This is a genomic window from Streptomyces sp. NPDC006997, from assembly GCF_040635175.1.
Classification (GTDB): Bacteria; Actinomycetota; Actinomycetes; order Streptomycetales; family Streptomycetaceae; genus Streptomyces.
On the sequence record NZ_JBEYHH010000003.1, the window covers coordinates 297,653 to 321,942 of the forward strand.

The window sequence follows — 24,290 nt, forward strand, 5'->3', positions numbered from 1 at the left end:
GAGGGGTCAGGCCCAGTCACTTCTTTACACGAACAGTCTTTGTCGACCGAGTTTCGAGCGTCATCTCGTCGGCGTCCTCGACCTTCGCCTTCAGTCGCACAGTACCTGTCGGGGCATCGACCACGTCCACCACCTTCGCGAGCAGTTTCGCGGTATCGGCGTTGCCGGAGACGCTGGCGAGCTGAACGGCGCGGCCCAGTTTGGCCGTTGCTCCGTCGAAGTCTCCCGCTTTGCGTAGATCGAGCCCTTGTTGGATGGCCTGTGCCAGTTCGGCCTGCCCGGTGTAGTGGGCGACCTGGGGGTTGATCGAGGTGGAGGCGGCCATGTCGTCCGTCCACACGGCCCGTACGAGGCCCTGGGCGCCCAGGTTCTGCACCGTGCCGTCCGGTTGTGGAATGACCAGCGAGACCCGCGCCGCCAGCATCTCCTGGCCGATCCCGGCCACCGGGACCTCCACGCAGACGTGGTAGTCACGGGACTCGTCGCCCCAGGAACCGGTGGGGTAGTCCCCGGCCCGGGGGCCCGCTTCCGTGCGCCGGTCGGTCAGTTCCTCGACCGTGGGCGCCACTTGTTTGACGAACCTGATCGTCGTACCGACAGGGGTCCACAGCCGCAGGGCGACGTCCGCGACCTCCTTGCCCATCGCCGTCTCCATCATCCGCGTGAAGTCGGCGGCGAGTCCGGACGGGTCGGCGACGATGTCGGCGGTGCCGAGCAGGGCCGAGGCGATCCCTGTGACTTCTTTCACTTCCCAGTCGGTGCCCACGCCCCGCGCGTCGCAGGTGAACCGTCCGGCGCAGGCGTCCAGTGCCGCCTTCAGGTCCTCCGGCGACTCGTGCTCGTTGCGGCCGTCGGTGAGCAGGATGCCGTGCCGGATCGCGACGTCCGCCGACGACAGCAGCCGGTCCGCCAGCCGCAGCCAGGTCCCGATCGCCGTGCCGCCGCCCGCGCTGAGCTTGCGCAGCGCCTGCTTGGCCTGGTTCCGGGTGGTGGCGTCGGCGACCGCGAGCCGGCCGCCGCCCGGGTAGACCTCCTTCGCCACGTGGGTGCCGCCGACCACCGCGAAGTGCACCCCGTCGCGCAGGGTGTCGACGGCCGCGGCGGTCGCGTCCCGGGCGTTGCGCATCTTGGTCGGCGGGTAGTCCATCGAGCCGGAGCAGTCGACCATGATCGCCACGGCTGCGGACGGGCCCTGCCCCGGCGAGTAGAGGTGGGGCGCCGCCACGGCGCTCCCGACCGTGCCCCCGCCGGTGGCGGTCACCGTGACGATCGCGTTGACCTCGCGGCCACCCTCGGGGAGGTACTCGTTCTGGTACACGTCCACCGAGAACTGCGGCACGTTCGACTTCGAGAAAATGGCCATGCCTACTCAAATCCCCCTTGTTGCCCTGGTCGACGCCGCCGGGCGCGCACCAAGGCGACGACGGTGTGCGGACCGGTCCCCTCCGGTCCGTCGTGGTCCCTTGCGGTCAGCTGCGGTCCGTTGTGGCTCGTTGTGGGTCGTTGTGGGTCGCAGTGGTTCTCTGCGGCCCGTCATGGTCCGTCGTGGTTCTCTGTGGTCCGTCGTGCGTGGTTCTCTGTGGTCCGTCGTGGTCGATCGCGGTCCGTCGCAGTCCGTGTTGCCCACGTATGACCCGTGGCCTCAGGCCGATCCTGCCCCCTGCGGCGGGGTCGGGAACGGCACGAGGGCCACTGTTACGTTGTCGTGGCCCCCGCCGTCCAGGGCGTGGCCGACGAGGACCCGGGCGCCGTGCAGCGGCCGGACGGCGGCGTCGGCGGGCACCACCCGCGCCATCTCCTCGGCCGCCTCGGCGTAGTTCCACAGGCCGTCCGTGCACACCACCACCACACCCGGCCGGTCCGGTTTGAAGGAAGCGGTGTGCGGCTCCAGTTCGTAGGCGTCCGCGCCGAGCCAGCCGGTGATGGCGTGGGCGCGCTCGTCGGCGTACGCCTCCGCCTCGTTCATCAGGCCCGCGGCGACCATCTGCGCGGCCCACGAGTCGTCCTCGGTGAGCCGGGCGGGGGGCGCGCCGCGGTCCACCGGCACCCAGTAGGCGCGGCTGTCGCCGACCCAGCCGACCACCAGCAGGCCCGCCGTCACTACCGCGCCGACGAGCGTGCACGCCGGGGCGTTCTGGTGCGGGGCGTGCTCGCGGGCCGTCTGCGGCTCCCGCGCCAGGGAGTTGACCGCGTGCGAGGCCGCGACGATCGCCTCGTGCATCGCCTGCTGCGGATGCGTGCCCAGCGGCAGCGCGGCGAGCAGGGACTCGCTCGCCGCCTTCGACGCGGCCAGCGAGGCGTCGTCCGGGCGGGTCGCCGAGGAGACGCCGTCGCAGACGATCGCCAGCGTCGCGGGGGCGCCGTCGGGCAGCGTGGTGCGGCCGATGGCGAACGCGTCCTCGTTGCGGTGGTGCCGCAGGCCGCGGTCGCTCACCGCGGCGATCGGGCCCGACTCCTGCTCCATGTGGTCGCGTTCGCGCGGCTGGGCGTGGCCGCAGGTCTCGCAGTAGCCGTCGTCGTCGACCCGGCCCGCGCGGCAGGCGACGCACACCTTGGCGGTGGGCCCCGGCGGCGCGGCCATGTCCGCGGCGATCCGGGGGTCCGGGGCCTGGAGGGGGTACTCCTCCGGTTCCGGCGACGGTTCCGGCGCCGGTCCTGACGCTGCTCCCGGCGCTGCTCCCGGTGCTGGTTCCGGCACCGCTCCCGGCGCTGCTCCCGGTGCCGGTGCCGGTGCCGGTTCCGGCTGCGGGGAGGGCTGGTGGCGGTGGTCGAAGCGCATCTCGGTGCCCGCTGCCGGGGGTACGGCCACGACGGCGGCCGTCGGCAGGTGCCCGGGGGCCGGGGGCGCCGAGCCGTTGGTCATGGTGAGCGTCGGGTTGTCGTCCGGCGGCGGCGGTACGGCGGACAGGTCGTATCCGCACGCACCGCAGAAACGGTCACCCGACTCAAGCGGCTCGGCGCAGCTCGGACACCTCGACAGGGCGGCCTGCTGGGGCATCTGCGACATCAACTACACCCATGTCCGGGGGCGGTAACGATTGGCACGTTCCACCAGGTCGATCCTCTCCTCGCCGCCCCGGGCCAGCCGGGCCAGCGTGCGGTACGAACGCTCCAGGCCCAACCTGAGGCCCCGTTCGTCCAGGCCGCTGCCGAGCAGCGTCCGTCCCCCGGCGGCCTGGGGCGGGACGGAACCCTGGCTACCGGAGAGTATCCAGTCCAGCGCGCAACCGAGCACCTCCGTGGCCAACCGCTCCCGCCGCGTCGCGTCCAGACCGTACCCCTCCAGCGCCTCGACCTGCCGCGCTGCCGCGGTCAGATCGTCCAGGAAAGGTACGGCACCGGTCACCTCCGTGCGCTGCCGCAGCCGGGCCCGCACTGCCGCGACTCTAGCGGGGATGTAGTGGATGGAGCTCTCCGGCACGGACTCCAGGGTGGTGACGGCCCCACGCCGGTCGCCGCTCGCCAACTGCACCCGCGCCAGCCCGAAGGCGGCGCTCACCTGGCTCGGGTCGGTCGTCCACGCCAGACGGTAGTACTCGGCGGCGTTGTCCAGTTGGCCCAGCACCTCCGCGCACACGCCGAGCGCCAGCTTGGGCGCGATCTCGCCGGGGAAGGCGTCGTAGATCGCGTCGAAGGCGAGCGCGGCGCTCTCCCGGTCGCCGGTCACCAACGCGGCCACGCCCCGGTACCAGACCACCCGCCAGTCGTCCGGGTGTTCGGTCTCCAGCTGTCCCAGGACGGTCAGCGCGGGCGCCGAGTCGCCGTTCTCCAGCCAGGCGCGGACCTGCCGGAGCCGGGTCTCCACCGACGCCGCCGGGGCCGCGGCGAGTGCGCTCAGCAACTCCGAGGGGGCCGTTGCCAGCAGGCCCGCGAGGAACCCCGCGTTGGGGTCGGTGGGATCGACCCGGGGGACCGGGAGGGCCAGGGCGGCGGTGGGGGTGTGGACGGGTCTGACCAGGGGGGAGAGCGCGGCGGTGGGCGGCGGCGGGGTGGTGGTGACCGCGGCCCCCTGGGGAAGCGCGCGGGGCGTGCGGCGGGCACGCGGGGCGCGAGCCCCCAGGCGTGAGACCTCGCCCTCCAGAGGCGGGAACAACTCCGTGTCCGGCACGCGAAGTTCCGGGCCGAACAGCGTCGACAGCGCCGGGCGCGCCCGGCCCGTCTGCAGGGACACCACCTCCCGCAGTACGCCCGTCAGCTGCTCCGCCATCTCCTGCGCCGAGGCGAACCTGCGCGCCGGATCCGGGTCCGTCGCGCGGACCAGGAGGCGGTAGAACGACTCGTACCGGCGGAAGACCTCGATGCTGTCCGGGTCGGGCAGGGAGTCCGCGAAGACCGTGGTGTAGCCCTGGAAGTCGAAGGCCAGGACGGCCAGCGTGCGCGCCACCGTGTACAGGTCCGACGCCACCGACGGGCCCACCTCGGCGACCTCCGGCGCCTGGTAGCCGACCGTGCCGTAGATCGCCGACTCGTCGTCGTCCATGCGGCGCACCGCGCCCATGTCGATCAGCTTGAGCTGGTCCTCCGTCTGGATGGCGTTGTCGACCTTGAAGTCGCAGTACAGGAGGTTGCGGCTGTGCAGGTGGTCCAGCGCCTCCAGCGCCTCGATGCCGTACGCGCACGCCTGCTCCACCGGCAGCGGATCGCGGCGGCCGTCGGGACCGCGGCGGGCGTTGGCGATCTCCTTGAGCGACTTGCCGCCCACGTACTCCATGACGATGTAGCCGTCCAGGGAGCCCGTGCGCTGGTCGAGGTGCTCGACGAAGTTGTAGATCCGTACGATGTTCGCGTGCTCGATCTCCGCGAGGAACCGCCGCTCGGAGATCGCCGCGGCCATCGCGTCCTGGTCGCCGGTGTCCAGCAGGCCCTTGAGGACCACCCAGCGGTCGGACACCGCGCGGTCCACGGCGAGGTAGATCCAGCCGAGGCCGCCGTGCGCCAGACAGCCCGCGACCTCGTACTGGCCGCGGACGATGTCGCCCGCCCTCAGCTTCGGGATGAAGGAGTACGGGTGGCCGCACTTCGTGCAGAAGCCCTCCGTACGGCCGGGCCGGTCGCCGCGGGCGCGACCCACCGGCGCCCCGCAGTCCGAGCGTGAGCAGTACCGTTTGCGCTCCGGCACCTCCGGGTTCTCCAGCACCATCGCCCGCGGGTCGGGGCGCGGCACCTGCGGGACCTGCACCAGGCCCGCGCCCAGTCGGCCCCGCGCCGACGAGGCGGCCGTCGAGCCGGAACTGCGGACCGAGACCGAGCGGCCGGTCGACCTGCCCGACAGCGAGCGCGACAGTCTGCCCGACACCGAGCGGCGGGACTTCGACGACTGTGACGACGTACGGGACGACGGGCGCGACGACGGGCGGGAACTCGTGGAGCTTCGGGAACCGGAGCTTCCGCCGCCAGCGGTGATGCCCGTGGGGGGTGAGCCGACCGCGCCGGTCGGGGAGACCACCGGGGCCAGACCGCAGGTGTCGCAGTACAGCTCGCCGCCGCCCATGTCCTCGTACGCGCCGTCGCAGCCGGGGCGCTGGCAGGGTTGCCGGGGCTGGTCCGGGAGGGGCTGGCCCGTGTGGGGGCCGCCCGTGGGTGCCTGACTCATGACGCTGTGTCCCCCTTCTCGCTCACGCGCCCGGTCCCCGGCGGTCCCGCGGGCCGCTGAGCAGGTCCGCCGCCGCCTGCTGGAAGCGCAGCACCGCCTGCTCGGCCACCCGCAGGTCGCAGGGCGCGCTCCACAACATGCGACGCGCCTTCTCGTACCGCTCCATCAGCAGCGGGTCCTCCGCCAGGCCGTGCCGGGCCACCTTCGCCTTGTACGCGTCCAGCCGCCCGCGCAGCTCGGCGCGGACCGCCAGCGGCGCGGTGACCTCGGTCAACGACTCGCGGGCGCGCAGCAGTTCGTCCTCCGCCTTCTGCTCCAGCGACTCCAGGAGCGGCGACAGGCGGTGCCACTGGCCCTGGCGGCGGTACTCCGCCGCCGTCGCCAGCTGTTCCTGGAGCGCCGTGGGCGGGCCGCTGACCACCGGGACCTCCGTCGCCGCGATCTTCGCCAGCACCTCGCCGCGCGCGGTACGGGCCTCCGCGAGCGTGCGGTCCGCCCGCGAGAGCACGTCCCGCAGTTTGATCAGCCGCTGTTCCGCGTCCTTACGGACCTCCAGTACCGCGTCGATCTCCCGGCGGACCTCCTCCAGCGCCCGTGCCTCCCTGTCGTACACCGTGGTGTCCGGCCTGCCCCCGCCCGGCGCCGAACTGCCCTGCGCGGGCACCCAGTACGCCAGCGGGTCCGACACCACCTGCTCACGCAGCGAGGTGAGCGTGCGCGTGATGCGCTCCAGGTCGTCGCCCGCCGGGTGCTCGCCCGGGCGTACGCCCACCGAGTGCGCCAGTTGCCGGGTGCGCTGGAGCTCCGCGGCCAGTAAATCGATCCTGGCGGGCAGCGCCGACCAGACCGCGTCGGCCGCGACGACCATGTCCAGCGATGTCGCGTACAGCTCGTTCATCCGGTCGACGAGGGTGGTGAGGGAGTAGCTGTGGCTGAGCTTTCCCGTGCCGCCGTGCGGAGTGGGCGCGTTCGCCGTCACGGTCGCCGTGGCGCTGCCCGCCACCGTGACCGACTCGCCGCGCAGCAGTTCCGTCAGCTCCGACAGGTCCTCGCGGCTCGACCAGCGGCGGCGGGAACGGATGTCGCGGGCCGTGCGCAGCGCGTCCGTGTACGCGTCGAAGTACGTCCACAGCAGCGTGATCGCCGCCTCCGTGGCGGCCCAGCGCTCCTTGGTGGTGCCGGTCAGGTCGGCGCCTTCCAGGAGTCTGCGGCCCGCGTGGTCCTGGAGGGCGAGGAGTGAGGTCTCGATCGCCTCGTGCTCCGCGCCGAGCCGCGCCAGCGCACGGTCCACCTCGTCCCGGTCCAGTACCGGCCCGGTGGGTCCCGCGCCCATCGATCACCTCTCGTCGCTGTTGTGGTGCCGGTGTGTGTGCCGGTGTGTGCCGGGTTGCTCTATGTGTACTTCGGTACCGGTGGCGTCGCCGAGTCCGAGTCCGAACCCAGCGTCGCCGACAGCCAGTTGTCGTACGACCTCTTCCAGCCGCCGTCCTGGCGGTAGTCCTCCAGTATTCGGTTGACCCGGCGTACCAGATCGTCGGCGCCCTTCTTCATCGCCACGCCGTAGTACTCCGTCGTGAACGTGTCCCCCTTCAGCATCACGGCCGGGTCCTGCGCCGCCTGGCTCGCCGCCAGCGCGCCGTCCGTCACCACCGCGTCCGCCTCGCCCAGTTGGAGCCGGACCAGGCAGTCGAGCTGGTTCGGGACGGTGAGGGAGATGTCCGCGGAGGCGGGCAGCTCACCGGACTTCCTGTCCGCGTCGAGCTTCTCGTATGCCGTCGAGCCGTCCGCCGAGCAGATCCGCTGGTTGGCGAGCGACTCGTCGTAGCCCTTGACCGGGGAGGACTTGGGGGCGAGGACCTGCTGACCCGTCACGAAGTACGGCGCGGAGAAGTCCACCTGCTCCAGGCGTGAGCAGGTGATCGTCATGGTGCGGACCACCATGTCGACCTGGCCGCTCTGGATCGCCGGGACGCGCTGGTTGGTCGGGATCGCCTTGAACCTGATCTTGTCCGGGTCGCCCAGCAGCTCCCGCGCGATACGGCGGGCCAGGTCGATGTCGAAGCCCTCCAACCGGACGTCCGTGTCGGTGTTGTTCGGGTCGCGGTAGCCCCAGCGGTAGCTGTTCTGGTCCACGCCGACCGAGAGGTGGCCGCGCTTCTTGATGGCCTCGATCGCCGGGCCCTCCGCCGCCGACGGGGGGAGGCTGAGGTCCTGCGGGTTGTCCTCGCACGCCTCGGCCCTGGTCTGCCTGCCCTCGGCCACGCCCTGGCCGCCGATGCCCGTACTGCCGTCCACGGCGGGCTGGGTGAGCGGCAGCAGCAGGATCATGGCGGTCGCCAGGGCGCAGACGACCGCCATCGCGCCCACCCCGCCCCAGCCCCGGAGGCTGGTCCGCCAGCGTCGTGCGTGCATCCTCACGCCCCCTTTCACCGGTACTCCGAAAGCCTGCGGCCGATGCCGAGGACCGCGCCCGCCGCGCCGAGTACCGCGAGGACGGCCGCGCCGACGGACAGGCCCGTCATCGCGTCCAGGCCGTCGCCCGCGGACTCCTTGAACTCGTTCTCCTCGTGGGCGAGGGCCGCGCGCAGGTTGCTGTCGACGCTGTCGAAGCACTCGCGCGTCGGCTTGTCGTCCTTCGAGCCGATGATCTTGTCCAGAGCCGCCTGGTAGTCGCCCGCGTCGTCGGCGCCGCGGGCCTCCGCGTGGCGGGACCGCCACTCCTCCATGTTGCCCGTGGCGGCCTGGACGGGCTCCTCGCCCGTCGCGTCGTCGGCGAGTTCCCGCGCGTCGTCGAGGCGGTCGGCGAGGTCGTCCATCGAGGCTCTGAAGGCGACGTCGAACTTGTCCTCGAACTGGCCCGTCTTGACCTCGACCGTCTCGGCGCCGCGGCTGACCAGGGTCAGGTTCTCGTTGCCCCGGGCCTTGAGGGAGGCGATGCGGGCGTCGTGCAGGACGTTGAGGGAGCGCACGCCGTGGTCGTAGGACGCGTTCAGGCCCTGGCGGGCGACCGTGTGGCCGATCACCAGCCAGAGCAGGACGACCGTGGTGGTGGCCGTCGCGGCGACCAGGCCGTGGTTCAGGACGCGGTTCGTCCGCTGGTAGTTGCGGTGCTGGGCCCAGGCGAGGGCGGCGAGGGCGAGGACGCCGAGGGCGATCGCCGCCCAGGGGTAGGGGGTGGCGTTGTCGTAGTCCCCGCGCAGGCGTTCGTTCTCGGAGGTGTAGAGGTCCTCCGCGGCCGGGAGCATGTCGTTCTGCATCTTGTCGTTCGCGTAGCGCAGGTAGGCGCCGCCCAGGGGGTAGCCCTGGCGGTTGTTGGCGCGGGCGCGTTCGATCAGGCCCTTGTACTCCGGGAGGAGGCGGTTGAGCTTCGCGATCGTCTTGGCGGCGGGGGAGGCCGGGTCGCTGTTGTTGGCGGCCGTGATGAGTTTGGCGGCGGCCGTGCGGATGTCTTCCTCGTAGCGGTCCCTGGACGCCTTGGTCTCCTGGCCGCCGGCCAGGAAGCCGCTGGAGGCGGCCGTGTTGGCGTCGGCGAGGGAGCGGTAGATGTCGGCGGCGGCGGAGCTGAGGGGCTGGCTCTTGTGCAGGACGTCGTCGGCGGCGGACGACCGGAGGGTGGTCTGCCAGGCGGTGACGGTGCCGAAGGTGACGACGAGGAGGGCGAGGACCGCGCCGATGATGCGGAGGCGGCCGGGTTCGGTGGTGGCGGCTGCGCGGAGGCGGTCGGCGCCCTCGGCGAAGGCGGTGCGGCGGCGGGTGGGGTCGGGGGCAGGTGTGGACTGCGTCTGGCTTGGTGGTGCCGCGCTGCCTGTCGGCGTGTGTGTCACTGCTGACCTCCCCCGTGGTCATCCCCCGTTGCCGCAAGTATCTCCGCCGGGACTGACAATGGCACCGGGCTTGACTGGATCTTGATCGGATCGCAGCGGGGTGCTTGCGCTGGACCACCCCTGCCCATGAATACGTCGGTGGAATCGGTTCGGTTCCCGGGGGTTGGGGGTGCCTGCGGCGGCCTGTGGCTGTTTGGTGGGTGGCTGGGGTAGCGCTGTCTGCCGGGGGGTGGTGCGGGGCCGCGCCGGGGGGTGTCCGTCCTCGGAACCGCGCGGGCTGTGGGGTGCGGGGTGTGCGGGGTTGTGCGCGCGAACCACTGCGGGCGGACCCCCCGGACCCGTCCCCTTCCGTCGTACGGCGACCGCGGGCCGTCGTCGGCTGACGCCCCGACCGTGGGCAGTCGCCTGCCGGCCCGGCTGCGGGTCGTCGCCTGCCGCCCCAGCTGCGGGCAGTCGTGCCGCTGGGGCGGTGGGGGAGGGTGGGCGCTGGGGGTGCCCCCTGCTCGAAGACCTCGGGGGAGGCACCCCGTGGCGCCGGGCGTGGGACCCGCCCTCGCGCGAGCAGCCACGCCGGGCGCCCCACCAGCGACCGGTGGCTACTTCGTCGTCGGTGGGGCCAAGGGGGACGCCGCGATGGACTGGGGAGACGACGCGCTCGCGTAGGCCGAGGGGGCCGCCATGCCCGCCGTGGGGTCGGTAGGGGTGTCCTCCGTCGGCTGGGCGGGGAGGCCTCCGACGATGCGGATGCCCTCCGCGTCCAGGGTCCGCTTGATGCGCCAGCGCAGTTCGCGTTCGACGGTCAGGGACTTGCCCGGCATCGTCTTGGCCGAGACCCGCACGACCATCGAGTCGAGCAGCACGCTGTCCAGGCCCAGGACCTCGACCGGTCCCCACAGCATCTCGTTCCAGGGCTCTTCCTTGCTGAGCTTCGCGCCGACCTCGGTGAGGACGGCCTTCACCCGGTCGAGGTCCTCCGACGGGCGGACGGTGACGTCGACGCCCGCCGTGGCCCAGCCCTGGGAGAGGTTGCCGACCCGCTTGACCTCGCCGTTGCGGACGTACCAGATGGCGCCGTTGTCGCCGCGCAGCTTGGTCACCCGCAGGCCGACCTCGATGACCTCGCCGGAGGCCACGCCCACGTCGATGGAGTCGCCGACGCCGTACTGGTCCTCAAGGATCATGAACACGCCGGACAGGAAGTCGGTGACGAGGTTGCGCGCGCCGAAGCCGATGGCCACGCCGGCGACACCGGCGGACGCCAGCAGCGGGGCCAGGTTGATCTGGAAGGTGGCGAGGATCATCAGGGCGGCGGTGCCCATGATCAGGAAGCTGGCCACCGAGCGGAGGACCGAGCCGATCGCCTGGGAGCGCTGGCGGCGGCGCTCCACGTTGACCAGCAGGCCGCCTATCCCCGTGCCGTCGACGGCGTCCGCGGTGCGGCTCATGCGGTCTATGAGCTTGGTGATCGCGCGCCGGACCACCACGCGCAGGACCACCGCTATGACGAGGATCAGCAGCACCCGCAGGCTGATCGCCAGCCATGTCGACCAGTTCTCCTCGACCCAGCTCGCCGCCTGGGTGGCGTGCTCCTGGGCGTCCCCGATCGAGGGGACCGCCGGGGTCGTCGTCTCCGAGGGGGACGGCGACGGCGTGGCGGCGGCCGGTAGGCCGGACAGGGGCGACGACACGGGGGTACCTCCAGGTGCGGGTCCGCGCCACCGGTACGGCGGTCAAGGTCACGAGAAGGTCACCGGAGGGCGGGTCCACCACATTAGCGGGGTGTCGTGGGGGGATCGGCGCGTTGTTCGAGGGAGAAGGCGTGCTCATCCGGGGATGTTCAGGGGGATGAACCGTTACCCGTCCGGGGGATGCATTTCCGTGTGGTCGAAAACACTCCCAGCCCGTTACCGGGACATGGTGGCGCTTCGACCAGGCATGAGGGGAGACTGACGTCAGATCGTCCCGGCGCGAGCCACGCGCCGCCGGCGTACAAGGAGGCATCCGTGCCGCATGTCCTGGTCCTCAACGCGTCGTACGAGCCACTCGGCGTCGTACCGCTCCGCCGCGCGCTCGTCCTCGTCCTGGAGAACAAGGCCGTCTGCCTTGAGGAGTCCGGCGCCTTCCTGCACAGCGCGACCGTCACAGTCCCCGCACCCAGCGTGGTCCGGCTCAAGCGATTCGTGCGGGTTCCCTACCGGGGGCCCGTTCCACTCACCCGTCGGGCGCTGTTCGCGCGGGACGGGGGCCGGTGCATGTACTGCGGTGGCGTCGCAACCAGCGTCGACCACGTCATCCCGCGCTCACGCGGGGGCAAGCACGTCTGGGACAACGTGGTGGCCTCGTGCCGCCGCTGCAACCACGTCAAGGCCGACCGGCACCTCGGTGAGATCGGCTGGCGGCTCCGTCACAAACCCGCTCCGCCCACCGGCCTGGCCTGGCGCATCATCGGGACCGGCCACAGGGACCCGCGCTGGCTGCCCTACCTCCAGCCGTACGGCGCGGACGACGCCTTGGCCCGGATCGACGGCATCTCCGCCTGAGGATCCGGGCTTTCACATGCCCCGCGCGGGGCCGGGACGTCCCCCCTCCGTCCCGGCCCCCGGCTGCGCCTACCTCAGCTCTCCCGGGCGCACCGAGCGGCGGACGAGGGGCAGGGCCGTGGTGGCGGCGGAGACGCCGCGCAGGGCCGGGGTCCTGCCGTGCGCCTCGCTGAGGTCGCGGGCCGCGGGCAGCGGCACTTCGTCGGTCACGCCGGGTCGACCTCCGCGGTCAGGGTGGTGAGCCGTTCGGGGCCGCCGCCGGAGTCGGTGTCGTCGACCTCGGCCAGGTGGCCGCGGACCAGGCGCCGCGGGGTCGTGTGGACCTGCCCGTAGGCCTGCGGGGTCGTATGGACCTGCCCGTAGGCCGGCGGGCGGGCCTGCGGGAAGCGTTCGGCGTGCCCTCGCCTGAGGTCGCAGCCGTGACGGTGACCGGTGGCGAGCAGGCCGAGCAGGAGGTGGCGGGTGCTCCTGCCGATCAGTACGCGCTGAGTGTGTGCACTGAGCGAATAGTGGTGGGGTGGGTGGCGTGCCGCTTCACCTGTGCGTGCCGCTGCGCTGTCCGCGATCAGCGCCGAGGGCGGGGTGGAATGTGACGAGAAGTGTGTTCTCCCGGATCGGGGCGTCTGGGGGCGCGTCCGCTGGGTAGGGCTGCGAATACCCCATTCGCTCGACGAGGAGAACCCGTGGCCGCATCCGCACACCTGCTTCTGGACGCCCTCTCCAAACGCCCGGCGGACCCGTCCGCCGCCCTGCCCGCCCAGCCCGAAGCCCCACACGTGTGTGTCTTCAGCGCCGAGGGCCCCTGCTCCCAGGCCCCGCTGACCAGCGAGCCCCCGCTGCCCGACGCCGAGCCCCTCACCAGCGAGCCGCCGCTCGCCGCCCCGGACGCCGACTCCACGAGGCCGTAGATGACAGCGCCCCGCCCGGTCGAACCCCTCGACGAGGCACTCGACGGCGACCTGGCCCGGCTCGCCGAGCTGCACGGCGTGGCCACCTCCTACCGGCCCGCCCCGGACCGCACCGTCGCCGCCTCCGTCACCGCCGTCACCCGCGCCCTGCGCGCCCTCGGCGTCGACGCCGACACCCCCCGCGCCGTACGCGCCGCCCTAGCCGCCCGGCACCGGGAGGACACGGCGCGACTGCTGCCGCCGACGGTCGTCCGCTGGGAGGGCGAGGGCGAGTGCGCCGTCCTCGCCGGGCTGCCGGACGGGACCCGGCTGCTGATCGAGACCGAGCAGGGCGAGACCCGCGCCGACGCCGGGCAGCTCCCGCCCGGCGTCCACCGGCTGACCGCCCAGGCACCCGACGGACGCACCGCCGAGGCCCACCTCATCGCCGCCCCGGCCCGGCTGCCCACGCCCACGGGACGGGCGTACGGACTGCTCGTCCAGCTGTACTCCCTGCTCTCCCGGCGCTCCTGGGGCATGGGCGACCTCGGCGACCTCGGGGAGCTGGCGAGTTGGGCGGGGCGGGCGCTCGGCGCCGGGTTCGTGCAGGTCAACCCCCTGCACGCGGCCGTCCCCGGCCCGCCCACCGACCCCTCCCCGTACCGGCCCTCCTCCCGCCGCTTCCCCGACCCGGTGCACCTGCGGATCGAGGACGTGCCCGAGTACGCCTACCTCACCGACGCCGACCGGGACCGCGTGCGCGCCCTCGCCGAACGGGCCGGGCGGCTGCGGGACGCCGTCCTCGACAAGGGCGCCCTCATCGACCGGGACGCCGTGTGGGCGCTGAAGCGGGAAACGCTGGAACTGCTGCGGGCCGTACCCCTCGGGCCCGGCCGCCGCGCCGCCTACTGCGACTTCCTCGCCCGCGAGGGCCGGGCCCTGGAGGACCACGCCACCTGGTACGCCCTCGCCGAGGTGCACGGCCCCGCGTGGCGGACCTGGCCGGTCGGCCTGCGGGACCCGCGCTCGCCCGAGACGGCCCGGGCCCGCGCCGAGCTGATGGACCGCGTCGACTTCCACTGCCGTCTCACCTGGCTCACCGACAGCCAGCTCACCGCCGCCCAGCGCACCGCCCGCGAGGCGGACATGCCGGTCGGGATCGTGCACGACCTCGCCGTGGGCGTCCATCCCGAGGGCGCCGACGCCTGGGCGCAGCAGGACCACTTCGCCGCCGGGATGTCCGTCGGCGCCCCACCGGACGCCTTCAACTCCCACGGTCAGGACTGGGGCCTGCCGCCCTGGCGCCCCGACCGGCTCGCCGCCAGCGGGTACGCCCCCTTCCGCGCCCTGCTGCGCGCCCTGTTCCGGTACGCGGGCGCCCTGCGCATCGATCACGTCATGGGCCTGTTCCGGCTCTGGTGGATCCCCGAGGGGCTGCCGCCCACCGAGGGCACCTACGTCCGTTACGACGCCGAGGCCATGCTCGCCGTCCTGGTGCTGGAAGCCTCCCGCGCGGGTGCGACGGTCATCGGTGAGGACCTGGGCACCGTGGAGTCCGGGGTGCGGGAGGCGCTGCGGGAGCGCGGGGTGTTCGGGACGTCGGTGCTGTGGTTCGAGCGGGACTGGGAGGGCGACGGCCGACCACTGCCGCCCGACCGGTGGCGCGCCGACTGCCTCGCCACCGCGACCACCCACGACCTGCCGCCCACCGCCGCCCGCCTCACCGGCGAGCACGTCGGACTCCGCGACCGGCTCGGCCTCCTCGGCCGCCCCCTGGAGGCCGAGCGCGCCGAGGCAGCCGCCGACACGGGGGAGTGGCTCGCCCTCCTCGCCCGGCTCGGGCTGCTGCGGGGCACCGGCGGGGGCGTGGGCGCCTCGTCGGAGGAGGCGGAGGTGCGGGCCGTCCACCGGTACCTGCTGCGCACGCCCGCCCGGCTCGTCGGCGTCTGGCTGCCCGACGGGGTGGGCGACCGTCGGCCGCAGAACCTGCCGGGGACCCGGGACGAGTACCCGAACTGGCGGCTGCCGATCGCCGACGCGGCGGGGCGGCCGGTGACGCTGGAGGAACTGGTGGCGTCGGCTCGGCTGCGGGCGTTGATGGAGGACCTGCGGGGTGGGGAGTGGGTGGCGGGGGCCGCGGAGTCCCCGGAGTCCCCGGAGTCCCCGGAGTCCCCGGAGTCCCCGGAGTCCGCGGGTGTGGAGCGGGGGTCGGGGGCCGTGGAGTCCTCGGCTGCGGAGCGGGGGCGTTAGCGTCGCCGGGCCCCGTACGGCACCCCGGGCGCGCGGCCCGTTCCGGCGTTCGCTACTTTTGCACCGTGGACAAGAAGAACGCCCTGCGCGCCGGCGCCCTGGCTGCCGGTACGACGCTGATGATGCTGCTCATGTCGTCCCCCGCGCTCGCGCTCACCCGCGACGACGGCGACGACCCCGGAACGGGCCTGAGCGTCATCGAGACGCTGGGCCTCTACGTCGCCCTGCCGATCGCGATCTTCGCGGTCATCGCGGGTCTGGTGATGGTCCTGGACAAGTCCCAGGAGAAGCACCGGGTGACCTCCAGGAACATCAAGACGAAGAGCGCGGCCAAGGCCTGATCCGGGCGCGCCGGGTACTCGTTCTGCGCTGAGGGCGCCGCTTCGCCGTCGTACGACGGTGGGGGCGGCGCCCTTCGCGTGTCCGGGGTGTGTCCGGGGTGAGATCGGGGTGTGTCCGGGTGCGAGGGGTCTCCGGGGTGATCAGGGGCTGCCGGCGACCCACGTCGGCTGCACGCCCGGCCGCCGCCGAGGCCCCTCAGTCAGCGGCGGTCGCGGCCAGCAGCTCCCGCAGCAGGTCGGCCAGTTGGTCGGCCTTCTCGGGTGGGAGGGCGGACAGCGCGGCCGTCTGGAGGGCGAGGCCCGCGCCCACCGCCTCGTCGACGACGGAGAGGCCCTGCCCGGTCAGGGTGACCCGCAGGCCGCGGCGGTCGTGGGGGTCGGGGGAGCGGCGCAGCAGGCCCGCGCGTTCGAGTTTGTCGAGGCGGCCGGTCATGCCGCCGGTGGTGAGCATCAGGGTGGCGGAGAGCTGGCGCGGGGAGAGGGCGTACGGCTCCCCGGAGCGGCGCAGGGTCGCCAGGACGTCGAACTCGCCCCGGGAGATCCCGAACCGGGCGTACGCCTTCTCCATCCGGTCGCCCATCGCGCGCGCCAGCCGGTAGACGCGGCCGAAGACCTCCATCCCGCGGGTGTCGAGGTCGGGGCGCACGACGGCCCACTGGTCGATGATCGCGTCGACGGGGTCCCGGTCCTGTTCGCTCATGGGCGGAGTATCCCGACGGCGGGCGGTCCCTTGCAAGTAAGTAGCTAGGCGCAAAGTGGCTTGTCTTTGATTAGCTTAGAGCTAAGCTAATCATCGCTGACCTACTTTGAAGGGTGTACACCCCATGGCCGCCAACCGCCTCGCCACCACCCTCCTCACCGCCCTTGCCCCCGTCTCCTGGGGCACCACCTACGCCGTCACCACCGAGTTCCTCCCACCCGACCGCCCCCTGTTCACCGGGCTGCTGCGCGCCCTGCCCGCCGGGCTGCTGCTGCTCGCGCTCGCCCGGGTGCTGCCGCGCGGGGCGTGGTGGTGGCGGTCGGCGGTGCTCGGGGCGCTGAACATCGGCGCGTTCTTCCCACTGCTGTTCCTGGCGGCGTACCGGCTGCCCGGCGGCATGGCGGCGGTCGTCGGCTCGGTCGGTCCGCTGCTCGTGGTCGGCCTGTCCGCCGTACTGCTCGGCCAGCGGCCCACCGCCCGCGCCCTGCTCACCGGGGTCGTGGCCGCGTGCGGCGTCAGTCTGGTCGTCCTGAAGGCGGCCGGGGCGCTGGACGCGCTCGGGGTGCTCGCGGCGTTCGCCTCCACCGCGTCGATGTCGGCCGGGACGGTCCTGACCAAGCGGTGGGGCCGCCCCGACGGCGTCGGTCCGCTCGCCCTCACCTCCTGGCAGCTCACGGCGGGCGGACTGCTGATCGCCCCCGTCGCCTTCCTCGCCGAGGGAGCGCCGCCTGCGCTCGACGGGCGGGCGGTCGGCGGCTACCTCTACCTCGCGCTGGCCAACACCGCCGTCGCCTACTGGCTCTGGTTCCGCGGCATCGGCCGCCTCACCGCCACCCAGGTCACCTTCCTCGGCCCCCTCTCCCCGCTGACCGCGACCGTCGTCGGCTGGGCGGCCCTCGGCGAGGCGCTCACGCCGGTGCAGGTGGCGGGGATGGCGGTGGCGTTCGGGGCGACGGTCGTGGGACAACTGCCCACCGGGACGACCGGACCCGCGGCCCCGGTGGCCGGGACCGCCCCCCGCCAAGCACGCGAAAGGCGCCCGGTGTCCCCCTGACGGGACCCCGGGCGCCCTCCGGTCGGCTACTCGGCCGCCGTGTCCGCCGCCTGCGCCCGCAGCGCGCGCTCCACGCCCGCCCGGGACTCCGAGACCAGGCGCCGCAGCGCCGGGGTCGGCTCCGCGGCGGTCAGCCAGGCGTCCGTGTGGTCCAGCGTCTCCTGGGAGACCTGGACCGACGGGTACAGCCCCACGGCGATCTGCTGGGCCATCTCGTGGGAGCGGGAGTCCCACACGTCCTTCACCGCGTCGAAGAACTTCTCCGTGTACGGCGCCAGCAGCTCCCGCTGGTCGGTCTGGACGAAGCCGGAGATCACGGCCTCCTGCAGGGCGTTCGGCAGCTTGTCGGACTCCACGACCGACGCCCACGCCTCCGCCTTCGCGCCCGGCGTCGGACGCGCGGCGCGGGCGGTCGCGGCGTGCCGCTCACCGGCGGCCGTCCTGTCCCGCTCGTACTCGCCCGCGATCTCCGCCTCGTCGAACCGGCCGACCGCCGCGAGCCGCTGCACGAACGCCCACCGCAACTCGGTGTCGACCGCCAGGCCGTCCACCGTCTGGGAGCCGTCGAGCAGGGCCTCCAGGAGGTCCAACTGCTCCGGCGTCCGGGCCGTCGCCGCGAACGCGCGCGCCCACGCCAGCTGGTGGTCCCCGCCCGGCTCGGCGGCGCGCAGGTGGGCCAGCGTGGCGTCGGTCCAGCGGGTGAGCAGCGCCTCGCGGGCGGCGGGCGCGGCGTACAGGTCGATCGCCAGCTTCACCTGCCGCTGGAGCGACTGCACGACGCCGATGTCGGACTCCTTGCCGATGCCGGACAGCACCAGCGAGAGGTAGTCGCGGGTGGCCAGCTCGGCGTCCCGCGTCATGTCCCACGCCGACGCCCAGCACAGGGCGCGCGGCAGCGAGGACTCGAAGTCCCCCAGGTGCTCGGTGACGTACGCCAGTGAGCCCGCGTCCAGGCGGACCTTCGCGTAGGACAGGTCGTCGTCGTTGAGGAGGACGACCGCCGGGCGGCGCTTGCCCACCAGGGCCGGTACGGCCGTCAGCTCGCCGTCGACGTCCAGCTCGGCCCGCTCCACGCGGACCAGCTTGCCGGTCGCCTCGTCACGGTCGTAGAAGCCGACCGCGATGCGGTGCGGCCGCAGCGTCGGCTCGCCCTTGGCGCCGACGGGCAGGGCCGGGGCCTCCTGGCGGACGCCGAAGGAGGTGACGACCCCGTCGTCGTCCGTCTCGATCTCCGGGCGCAGGACGTTGATGCCCGCCGTCTCCAGCCACTTGCGCGACCACGTCTTCAGATCGCGGCCGGAGGTCTCCTCCAGTGCGGAGAGCAGGTCGCCGAGGCGCGTGTTGGCGTACGCGTGGCGCTTGAAGTACGCCTGCACGCCCCGGAAGAACTCGTCCTCACCGACGTACGCCACCAGCTGCTTGAGGACGGAGGCGCCCTTGGCGTACGTGATGCCGTCGAAGTTGACGAGGACGTCGTCGAGGTCGCGGATCTCGGCCATGATCGGGTGCGTCGACGGCAGCTGGTCCTGCCGGTACGCCCAGGTCTTCATGGAGTTCGCGAACGTCGTCCACGCGTGCGGCCAGCGGGAGCCCGGGGCGGCGGCCTGGCAGGCGATGGAGGTGTAGGTGGCGAACGACTCGTTCAGCCACAGGTCGTTCCACCACTCCATGGTGACCAGGTCGCCGAACCACATGTGGGCCAGCTCGTGCAGGATCGTCTCCGCGCGCATCTCGTACGCCGCGTCGGTCACCTTGGACCGGAAGACGTACTGGTCGCGGATGGTCACCGCGCCCGCGTTCTCCATCGCGCCCGCGTTGAACTCCGGCACGAACAGCTGGTCGTACTTCTTGAACGGGTACGCGTAGTCGAACTTCGCCTCGAACCAGTCGAAGCCCTGCCGGGTCACCTCGAAGACGGCGTCCGAGTCCAGGTACTCCGCCAGCGACGGACGGCAGTAGATGCCCAGCGGGACGGTCCGGCCGTCCTTCTCGTAGACGCTGTGCACACTGTGGTACGGGCCCACGATCAGCGCCGTGATGTACGACGAGATCCGCGGCGTCGGCTCGAACTCCCAGACGTTGTCCTCCGGCTCCGGCGTCGGCGAGTTGGAGATGACCGTCCAGCCCTCCGGCGCCCGCACGGTGAACTGGAACGTCGCCTTCAGGTCCGGCTGCTCGAAGGAGGCGAAGACCCGGCGCGCGTCCGGCACCTCGAACTGGGTGTAGAGGTACGCCTGCTGGTCGACCGGGTCGACGAACTTGTGCAGGCCCTCGCCGGTGTTCGTGTACGCGCAGTCGGCCACCACGCGCAGGATGTTGCGGCCCTCCAGCAGGCCCGGCAGCGCGATCCGCGAGTCCTCGAACAGCTCGGCCGGGTCGAGCGTGTCGCCGTTGAGGGTCACCTCGTGGAGCGTCGGCGCCACCAGGTCGATGAAGGACTCCCCGCCGTTCTCGGCCACGTCGAAGCGGACCGTGGTCACGGAGCGGAAGGTGTCGCCCTCCTGCGCGCCGGAGAGGTCGAGATCGATCTCGTACGAGTCAACGGTGAGCAGCTTCGCCCGCTGCCGCGCCTCTTCGCGAGTCAGGTTTGTGCCAGGCACGCGGTCATCTCCTCGTCATGTGTCGGTCGCGCCATCCTTCCACGGCACCCACACGGAACGCGATGTCCTATTCCCGCCGGTGAACGCGGCGCGGGCGCGCGACGCTGGGGCGCATGAGCACCTACTCCGCACGTCCCGTCGACCCCGTCACCCTCAGGGAACTCCGCGCCACCGACGACGCCGGGCACCGGGCCGTCCCGGTCACCGACGACGGCGGCGGCGCCCCCCTGCGCTGCTGCCTGCGCCGCAGCGCGCCCGGCGACCGGATCGCCCTCGTCTCCTACGCCCCGCTGCGCCGCTGGGCCGCCGAGACGGGCGCCGCCCCCGGGGCCTACGACGAACAGGGTCCCGTCTTCATCCACGCCGACGACTGCCCGGGTCCCGGGCCGGGCGACGGCGCGCTGCCCTTCACCCACGCGCACCGCGTCCTGCGCCGCTACTCCGCCGACGGCCGCATCCTGGGCGGCACACTCGTCACGGACGGGTTCACCGGCGCGCTCGACGAGGCGTTCACCGACCCGGAGGTGGCGCTGGTGCACGTCCGGGCGGTGGAGTACGGGTGCTTCCTGTACGAGGTGCGGCGACCGTAGGGCCATGGCGTCGCGACCGTGGGGCCATGGCGTCGCGACCGTGGGGCCAAGAAGCCGCGGGCGTGGGGAAAGGGAGCCGCGACCGTGGGGCCGAGGAGCCGCGGGCGTGGGGCCGGAGGAGCGGGGGCGCGTGTCCCGGGGCGGCGCGCCCTTCGAAGAATGAGAGGCATGGCCTCCCTTCCTCGGCGGCCGGGTCGCGGACGGCCCGGGGCTGACGGCGGTGCTGTGGCTGGGCGCCGCGCTGGCGGGCCGCGCGGCACCGCTCGTGGGACGCGCGGGAGGCGGCCACCGACCTCCGGTGACCGCCCCCCAGTGACCGCTTGCCGGGCCCGCTCGGCCCGCTCGGCCTGCTCGCCTTACTCGGCGGCGGCAGCCGTCCCGGCCGCCTTCGTCGTCAGCTCGGCCGCGACCAGCTCCGCGATCTGCACCGCGTTCAGGGCCGCGCCCTTGCGCAGGTTGTCGCTGGAGACGAACAGGGCGAGCCCGTTCTCCACCGTCTCGTCGACGCGGATGCGGCCCACGTAGGACGGGTCCTGACCAGCCGCCTGGAGCGGCGTCGGCACGTCGGTCAGCGCGACGCCGGGCGCGCCCGCGAGCAGCTCCTTGGCGCGCTCCACGCTCAGCGGACGCGCGAAACGGGCGTTGACCTGGAGGGAGTGGCCGGTGAAGACCGGTACCCGGACGCAGGTGCCGGAGACCTTCAGACCGTCGATCTCCAGGATCTTGCGGGATTCGTGGCGGAGCTTCTGCTCCTCGTCGGTCTCGTTCAGCCCGTCGTCGACGATCGAGCCCGCCATCGGCAGCACGTTGTACGCGATCGGTGCCACGTACTTGTGCGGCTCGGGGAAGTCCGCCGCCGACCCGTCGTGGGTCAGCTTCGGCGCGTCCTCGCCGACCTTCCGCACCTGCTCGAACAGCTCGTCCACACCGGCCAGCCCGGACCCGGACACCGCCTGGTAGGTGGCGACGACGAGCGCTTCGAGGCCGGCCTCCGCGTGCAGCGGCTTCAGCACCGGCATCGCGGCCATCGTGGTGCAGTTCGGGTTGGCGATGACGCCCTTGGGGCGGCTCGCGATCGCGTGCGGGTTGACCTCGGCCACCACCAGCGGCACCTCGGGGTCCCGGCGCCACGCCGAGGAGTTGTCGATCACGACGGGGCCCTGCGCGGCGACCTTCTCGGCCAGCGCCCTGGAGGTGGCGCCGCCCGCCGAGAACAGCACGATGTCCAGGCCGGTGTAGTCGGCCGTCGACGCGTCCTCCACCGTCACGCCGTCCAGGACCGTGCCCGCCGAGCGGGCCGAGGCGAACAGCCGCAGCTCGTCGACCGGGAAGTCCCGCTCGGCCAGGATCCTGCGCATGACCGTGCCGACCTGACCGGTGGCTCCGACGATTCCGACCCTCACGGCGACTCCTTCGACTTCTGACTTCGTGACGTGCGTGTGCCCGCTGGCCAGCCCCGGCGCGCTGACGCGCTGACGCGCTGGCCGGGTGGCCGAGACCGTTCCATCATGCGGGGGACCCCGGCCGATGTGTCCAATCGTTAAGGCACCTCACAGGCGGACCTGCCCAGGATCCGAGACGCTACGCGCCTCAGGCGCGGGGGGATATCGACCACCGGCCCGCCGTCCTGATCTGGAGATATCCGCTCGGAACGCGCTGGAGACCGGAAGCCGTGCTGATCCGCCGTACCGGTTCCAGGCGTTCGTCCAGTTCCCAGAGCACCGGCAGGTCGATCGTGCCGCGCGGTTCGTGGGTGAGCATCACCTCGGTTTCCGGCCCGGTGTGACGTACGACTCCATAGCCCTGCCCCTCGGCCCGCGCCCCCAGCACCGGCACCCCGGACAGGTGCGCCGGTTCGATCCGCCAGCCCGTGTGGTCACCGGCGGTGACCTGGACGTAGCAGTACCCGGCGTGCGACACCCACAGCGGGCCGGTCACCGGGCGCCGCCGTCCCGAGGTGTCGGCGGAGATCCGCCCCCGGCCGTCGGCCTGGACGGTGTGGGTGGCCAGCTCGTCCTCGTCGGTGCTGGTCCGGGCCAGTCCGAGCAGCGCGGGCGGGCCGTCGTAGCGGAACACCGCGCTGCCCTGGCCCTCCGCCGGTCCGGTGAGCGGCGGCACCTGCTCGACGGGCAGCAGGCGCAGGCTCCAGTCGCCGACGTCGGCCAGCCTCAGCCGCACCTGGGCCTCGCCCTTGCGGAAGACCAGGGTGCGGCCGTGGCCGCCGTGCCGGGAGCCCTTGAGGAACTCCTCCTCGTCGTCGTACTCGTCCAGCACGCTCACCCGGTGGCCGAAGAGCGCGCCGTCGTCCTGGATGGCGTACTCCAGGAGCGCGGGGCGGCCCGGCGCCGGGTTGACCAGGGTGACGGTCTTCGCGCCCCGGCCGGTGTACGCGCCGGACGCCTGGGCGGCGGCCTGGTCGAGGACCGGCAGCGGGCGGGCCGCGAGCTGCCAGTGGCCGTCGGCCTCGATGTCGAGGAGCAGCGGGCCGTCCGGCAGCGGCACCGTCTGCCGGAACCGGTCGGTGTCGTTGACCAGCAGGTCGTACTCGTCCATGTCGTGCAGGTGCGCCGCCTCCCGGGAGCGGACGGCGAAGTAGCCGCCGCCGTCCTCGTCGCCCGCGACGTCGACGTCCAGGTCGGCCGCGGTGCCGTGGTAGGCGACGATCTCGGGGCCGTACCCCTGGAGCGGCCCTCCCGCCTCCAGCCGCCGCGCCACCGACAGCGGCTGCACCAGCACCGTCCAGTCGTTGTCGGCCTCGACCCGCAGCCGCAGCGGGCGGTCCTGCGGCGGCCAGGCGAGGGCACGGCCGCGGAAGTCGCGCAGGGTGCTGTTGAACAGCAGCTCGTCGTCCTTGTTGCGGCGGTTGAGGGTGTGCGCGGCGAAGTAGCCGGAGCCCTGGTGCCACGCCTCCACGATCACCGGCCCGGGCGGCAGCGGTACGGCGACGGAGACGACGCCGTTGCCCCGGCCGCGCTGGGTGTACGGCTGGAAGTCGGGACCGAAGGCGGCGGCCACGGGCGCGGTCGGCGCGGTCGGCGAGGGGGGCGGCGGGGGCGGCGCGGTGAACCCCGGGGCCGCGGGCGCGACGGGGGGAGCGGCCGTGATGGAGGGCGCGGGCGCGACGGGAGGCGCGGGAGGCGGCGGCGCGGAGTCCACCTTCCCCACCGCGTGGACCGGCGCGGGCACCGGCACCGGCGTGTCCGCGGGCTCCGCCACCACGATCCCGTAGTCCGTCGCCAGACCCGCGAGCCCGGAGGCGTATCCCTGCCCCACCGCGCGGAACTTCCACCGCCCGTCGCGCCGGTAGAACTCCCCGAGCACGAACGCCGTCTCGGTCGTCGCGTCGGTCACGTCGTAGTGCGCCACCACCGCGCCGTCGGCGGCGTCCAGCGCCCGCACGTACAGCCCCGGCACCTGCCCGAACACCCCGCCGTCGCACGAACCGGCGATCAGCACCCGCTGGACGGCGGGTTCGACGCCCGGCAGGTCGACCTCCAGCCACTCCAGGAGCTGACCGCCGTCCTCGCCGGTGCCGGAGTGCCGTACCGCGCCGGACGGATGCGCGGGCTGGTTGTAGAAGACCAGGTCGGCGTCGCCGCGTACCTTCCCCATGGCGTCGAGCAGCAGCGCCGAGGCGTCCACGACCGGAGCCCCCGGCACACCGCGCCGACCGACCACGACCCGCAACGGAGCGGTGGGGACTGGGGCGTTGGCGCCTTTGGTGATGTGCGTCATGGGGCACATGGTGTCAGTGAAGCTCGCGTGAAGTCGACGGTCGGAAGAAGTGGAGATCATGACTCCGGACCAGCGGGACGGCGGCGAAGCCCGACCCACGGCCGGAGATTCCCCGCCCCCGGACCGAACGTTCCCGCCCGCCCCGGCGTCATAGGGGAAACGCGGCGAGGAGAGGG

General features: G+C 73.1%; 18 protein-coding genes and 1 pseudogene. 6 read left to right on the plus strand and 13 right to left on the minus strand.

Annotated elements, in window-relative coordinates:
- Window positions 1-16 precede the first annotated feature (16 nt).
- The 7 genes from ABZ659_RS04525 to ABZ659_RS04555 all read right to left on the minus strand — a co-directional run bounded on the left by ABZ659_RS04525 (window position 17) and on the right by ABZ659_RS04555 (window position 11,105).
- Entirely contained in the window at window positions 17-1,363 is a 1,347-nt protein-coding gene (locus ABZ659_RS04525) for a VWA domain-containing protein (RefSeq protein WP_360213310.1), read from the minus strand.
- Between the two features lie 279 nt (window positions 1,364-1,642).
- Window positions 1,643-3,007: a PP2C family serine/threonine-protein phosphatase gene (locus ABZ659_RS04530; RefSeq protein ID WP_360213312.1), complete on the minus strand. Its 1,365-nt coding sequence runs from the start codon at window positions 3,005-3,007 to the stop codon at window positions 1,643-1,645.
- Window positions 3,008-3,010: 3 nt separating this feature from the next.
- Window positions 3,011-5,593, minus strand: coding sequence for a tetratricopeptide repeat protein (locus ABZ659_RS04535; RefSeq protein WP_360213314.1), 2,583 nt, complete (start codon window positions 5,591-5,593; stop codon window positions 3,011-3,013).
- Between the two features lie 22 nt (window positions 5,594-5,615).
- Complete coding sequence (locus ABZ659_RS04540) at window positions 5,616-6,926, minus strand: hypothetical protein (RefSeq protein ID WP_360213316.1); 1,311 nt, start codon at window positions 6,924-6,926, stop codon at window positions 5,616-5,618.
- A 59-nt stretch (window positions 6,927-6,985) separates the two neighbouring features.
- Window positions 6,986-8,005: a glutamate ABC transporter substrate-binding protein gene (locus ABZ659_RS04545; RefSeq protein ID WP_360213318.1), complete on the minus strand. Its 1,020-nt coding sequence runs from the start codon at window positions 8,003-8,005 to the stop codon at window positions 6,986-6,988.
- Between the two features lie 14 nt (window positions 8,006-8,019).
- A complete protein-coding gene (locus ABZ659_RS04550) occupies window positions 8,020-9,417 on the minus strand; it encodes a hypothetical protein (protein ID WP_360213320.1) in 1,398 nt (465 codons plus the stop codon).
- Between the two features lie 596 nt (window positions 9,418-10,013).
- Window positions 10,014-11,105: a mechanosensitive ion channel family protein gene (locus tag ABZ659_RS04555; protein ID WP_360213322.1), complete on the minus strand. Its 1,092-nt coding sequence runs from the start codon at window positions 11,103-11,105 to the stop codon at window positions 10,014-10,016.
- A gap of 315 nt (window positions 11,106-11,420) precedes the next feature.
- Here ABZ659_RS04555 and ABZ659_RS04560 point away from each other — a divergent pair, with 315 nt between their 5' ends.
- Complete coding sequence (locus ABZ659_RS04560; RefSeq protein WP_360213324.1) at window positions 11,421-11,957, plus strand: HNH endonuclease; 537 nt, start codon at window positions 11,421-11,423, stop codon at window positions 11,955-11,957.
- A gap of 69 nt (window positions 11,958-12,026) precedes the next feature.
- Here the strand turns inward: ABZ659_RS04560 and ABZ659_RS04565 are convergent, their stop codons facing one another.
- Window positions 12,027-12,167, minus strand: a complete 141-nt coding sequence (locus ABZ659_RS04565) for a hypothetical protein (protein WP_360213326.1) — start codon at window positions 12,165-12,167, stop codon at window positions 12,027-12,029.
- A 32-nt stretch (window positions 12,168-12,199) separates the two neighbouring features.
- Window positions 12,200-12,436, minus strand: a pseudogene (locus tag ABZ659_RS04570) (hypothetical protein); the annotation flags it as partial.
- A 204-nt stretch (window positions 12,437-12,640) separates the two neighbouring features.
- Between ABZ659_RS04570 and ABZ659_RS04575 the strand changes: the two are divergent.
- The 3 genes from ABZ659_RS04575 (at window position 12,641) to ABZ659_RS04585 (ending at window position 15,435) form a co-directional block, all read left to right on the plus strand.
- Window positions 12,641-12,865: a hypothetical protein gene (locus tag ABZ659_RS04575; RefSeq protein WP_360213328.1), complete on the plus strand. Its 225-nt coding sequence runs from the start codon at window positions 12,641-12,643 to the stop codon at window positions 12,863-12,865.
- Window positions 12,866-15,094, plus strand: a complete 2,229-nt coding sequence (malQ, locus tag ABZ659_RS04580; protein WP_360213330.1) for a 4-alpha-glucanotransferase — start codon at window positions 12,866-12,868, stop codon at window positions 15,092-15,094. It abuts the gene before it with no gap.
- Window positions 15,095-15,159: 65 nt separating this feature from the next.
- Window positions 15,160-15,435 carry a hypothetical protein gene (locus ABZ659_RS04585; protein WP_360213332.1) on the plus strand — a complete coding sequence of 92 codons (276 nt, stop codon included), beginning with the start codon at window positions 15,160-15,162 and terminating at the stop codon, window positions 15,433-15,435.
- Window positions 15,436-15,631: 196 nt separating this feature from the next.
- On the opposite strand, the gene ABZ659_RS04590 is transcribed toward ABZ659_RS04585, so the two are convergent.
- The gene (locus tag ABZ659_RS04590) at window positions 15,632-16,135 is read right to left on the minus strand and encodes a MarR family transcriptional regulator (RefSeq protein WP_360213334.1); all 504 of its coding nucleotides are present in this window, start codon (window positions 16,133-16,135) and stop codon (window positions 15,632-15,634) included.
- Between the two features lie 124 nt (window positions 16,136-16,259).
- On the opposite strand from ABZ659_RS04590, the gene ABZ659_RS04595 reads away from it, so the two are divergent.
- Entirely contained in the window at window positions 16,260-17,189 is a 930-nt protein-coding gene (locus tag ABZ659_RS04595) for an EamA family transporter (protein ID WP_360213336.1), read from the plus strand.
- A gap of 26 nt (window positions 17,190-17,215) precedes the next feature.
- On the opposite strand, the gene pepN is transcribed toward ABZ659_RS04595, so the two are convergent.
- Window positions 17,216-19,789, minus strand: coding sequence for an aminopeptidase N (gene pepN / locus ABZ659_RS04600; RefSeq protein WP_360213338.1), 2,574 nt, complete (start codon window positions 19,787-19,789; stop codon window positions 17,216-17,218).
- 113 nt (window positions 19,790-19,902) lie between these two features.
- Between pepN and ABZ659_RS04605 the strand changes: the two genes are divergently transcribed.
- On the plus strand, window positions 19,903-20,379 hold the full coding sequence (locus ABZ659_RS04605; protein ID WP_360213340.1) for a DUF1203 domain-containing protein: 477 nt from the start codon (window positions 19,903-19,905) through the stop codon (window positions 20,377-20,379).
- A gap of 356 nt (window positions 20,380-20,735) precedes the next feature.
- On the opposite strand, the gene ABZ659_RS04610 is transcribed toward ABZ659_RS04605, so the two are convergent.
- Entirely contained in the window at window positions 20,736-21,782 is a 1,047-nt protein-coding gene (locus ABZ659_RS04610) for an aspartate-semialdehyde dehydrogenase (RefSeq protein WP_360213342.1), read from the minus strand.
- Window positions 21,783-21,969: 187 nt separating this feature from the next.
- On the minus strand, window positions 21,970-24,114 hold the full coding sequence (locus ABZ659_RS04615) for a TerD family protein (protein WP_360213344.1): 2,145 nt from the start codon (window positions 24,112-24,114) through the stop codon (window positions 21,970-21,972).
- Window positions 24,115-24,290 lie beyond the last annotated feature (176 nt).

Excerpts from the sequence above, each read along its gene's own strand:
- ABZ659_RS04545 (WP_360213318.1), bottom strand. The coding sequence starts at position 8,005 with ATGCACGCACGACGCTGGCGGACCAGCCTCCGGGGCTGGGGCGGGGTG.
- malQ (WP_360213330.1), top strand. The coding sequence starts at position 12,866 with ATGACAGCGCCCCGCCCGGTCGAACCCCTCGACGAGGCACTCGACGGC.
- ABZ659_RS04530 (WP_360213312.1), bottom strand. The coding sequence starts at position 3,007 with ATGTCGCAGATGCCCCAGCAGGCCGCCCTGTCGAGGTGTCCGAGCTGC.
- ABZ659_RS04595 (WP_360213336.1), top strand. The coding sequence starts at position 16,260 with ATGGCCGCCAACCGCCTCGCCACCACCCTCCTCACCGCCCTTGCCCCC.
- ABZ659_RS04590 (WP_360213334.1), bottom strand. The coding sequence starts at position 16,135 with ATGAGCGAACAGGACCGGGACCCCGTCGACGCGATCATCGACCAGTGG.
- ABZ659_RS04615 (WP_360213344.1), bottom strand. The coding sequence starts at position 24,114 with ATGACGCACATCACCAAAGGCGCCAACGCCCCAGTCCCCACCGCTCCG.
- ABZ659_RS04540 (WP_360213316.1), bottom strand. The coding sequence starts at position 6,926 with ATGGGCGCGGGACCCACCGGGCCGGTACTGGACCGGGACGAGGTGGAC.
- ABZ659_RS04525 (WP_360213310.1), bottom strand. The coding sequence starts at position 1,363 with ATGGCCATTTTCTCGAAGTCGAACGTGCCGCAGTTCTCGGTGGACGTG.
- ABZ659_RS04605 (WP_360213340.1), top strand. The coding sequence starts at position 19,903 with ATGAGCACCTACTCCGCACGTCCCGTCGACCCCGTCACCCTCAGGGAA.
- ABZ659_RS04535 (WP_360213314.1), bottom strand. The coding sequence starts at position 5,593 with ATGAGTCAGGCACCCACGGGCGGCCCCCACACGGGCCAGCCCCTCCCG.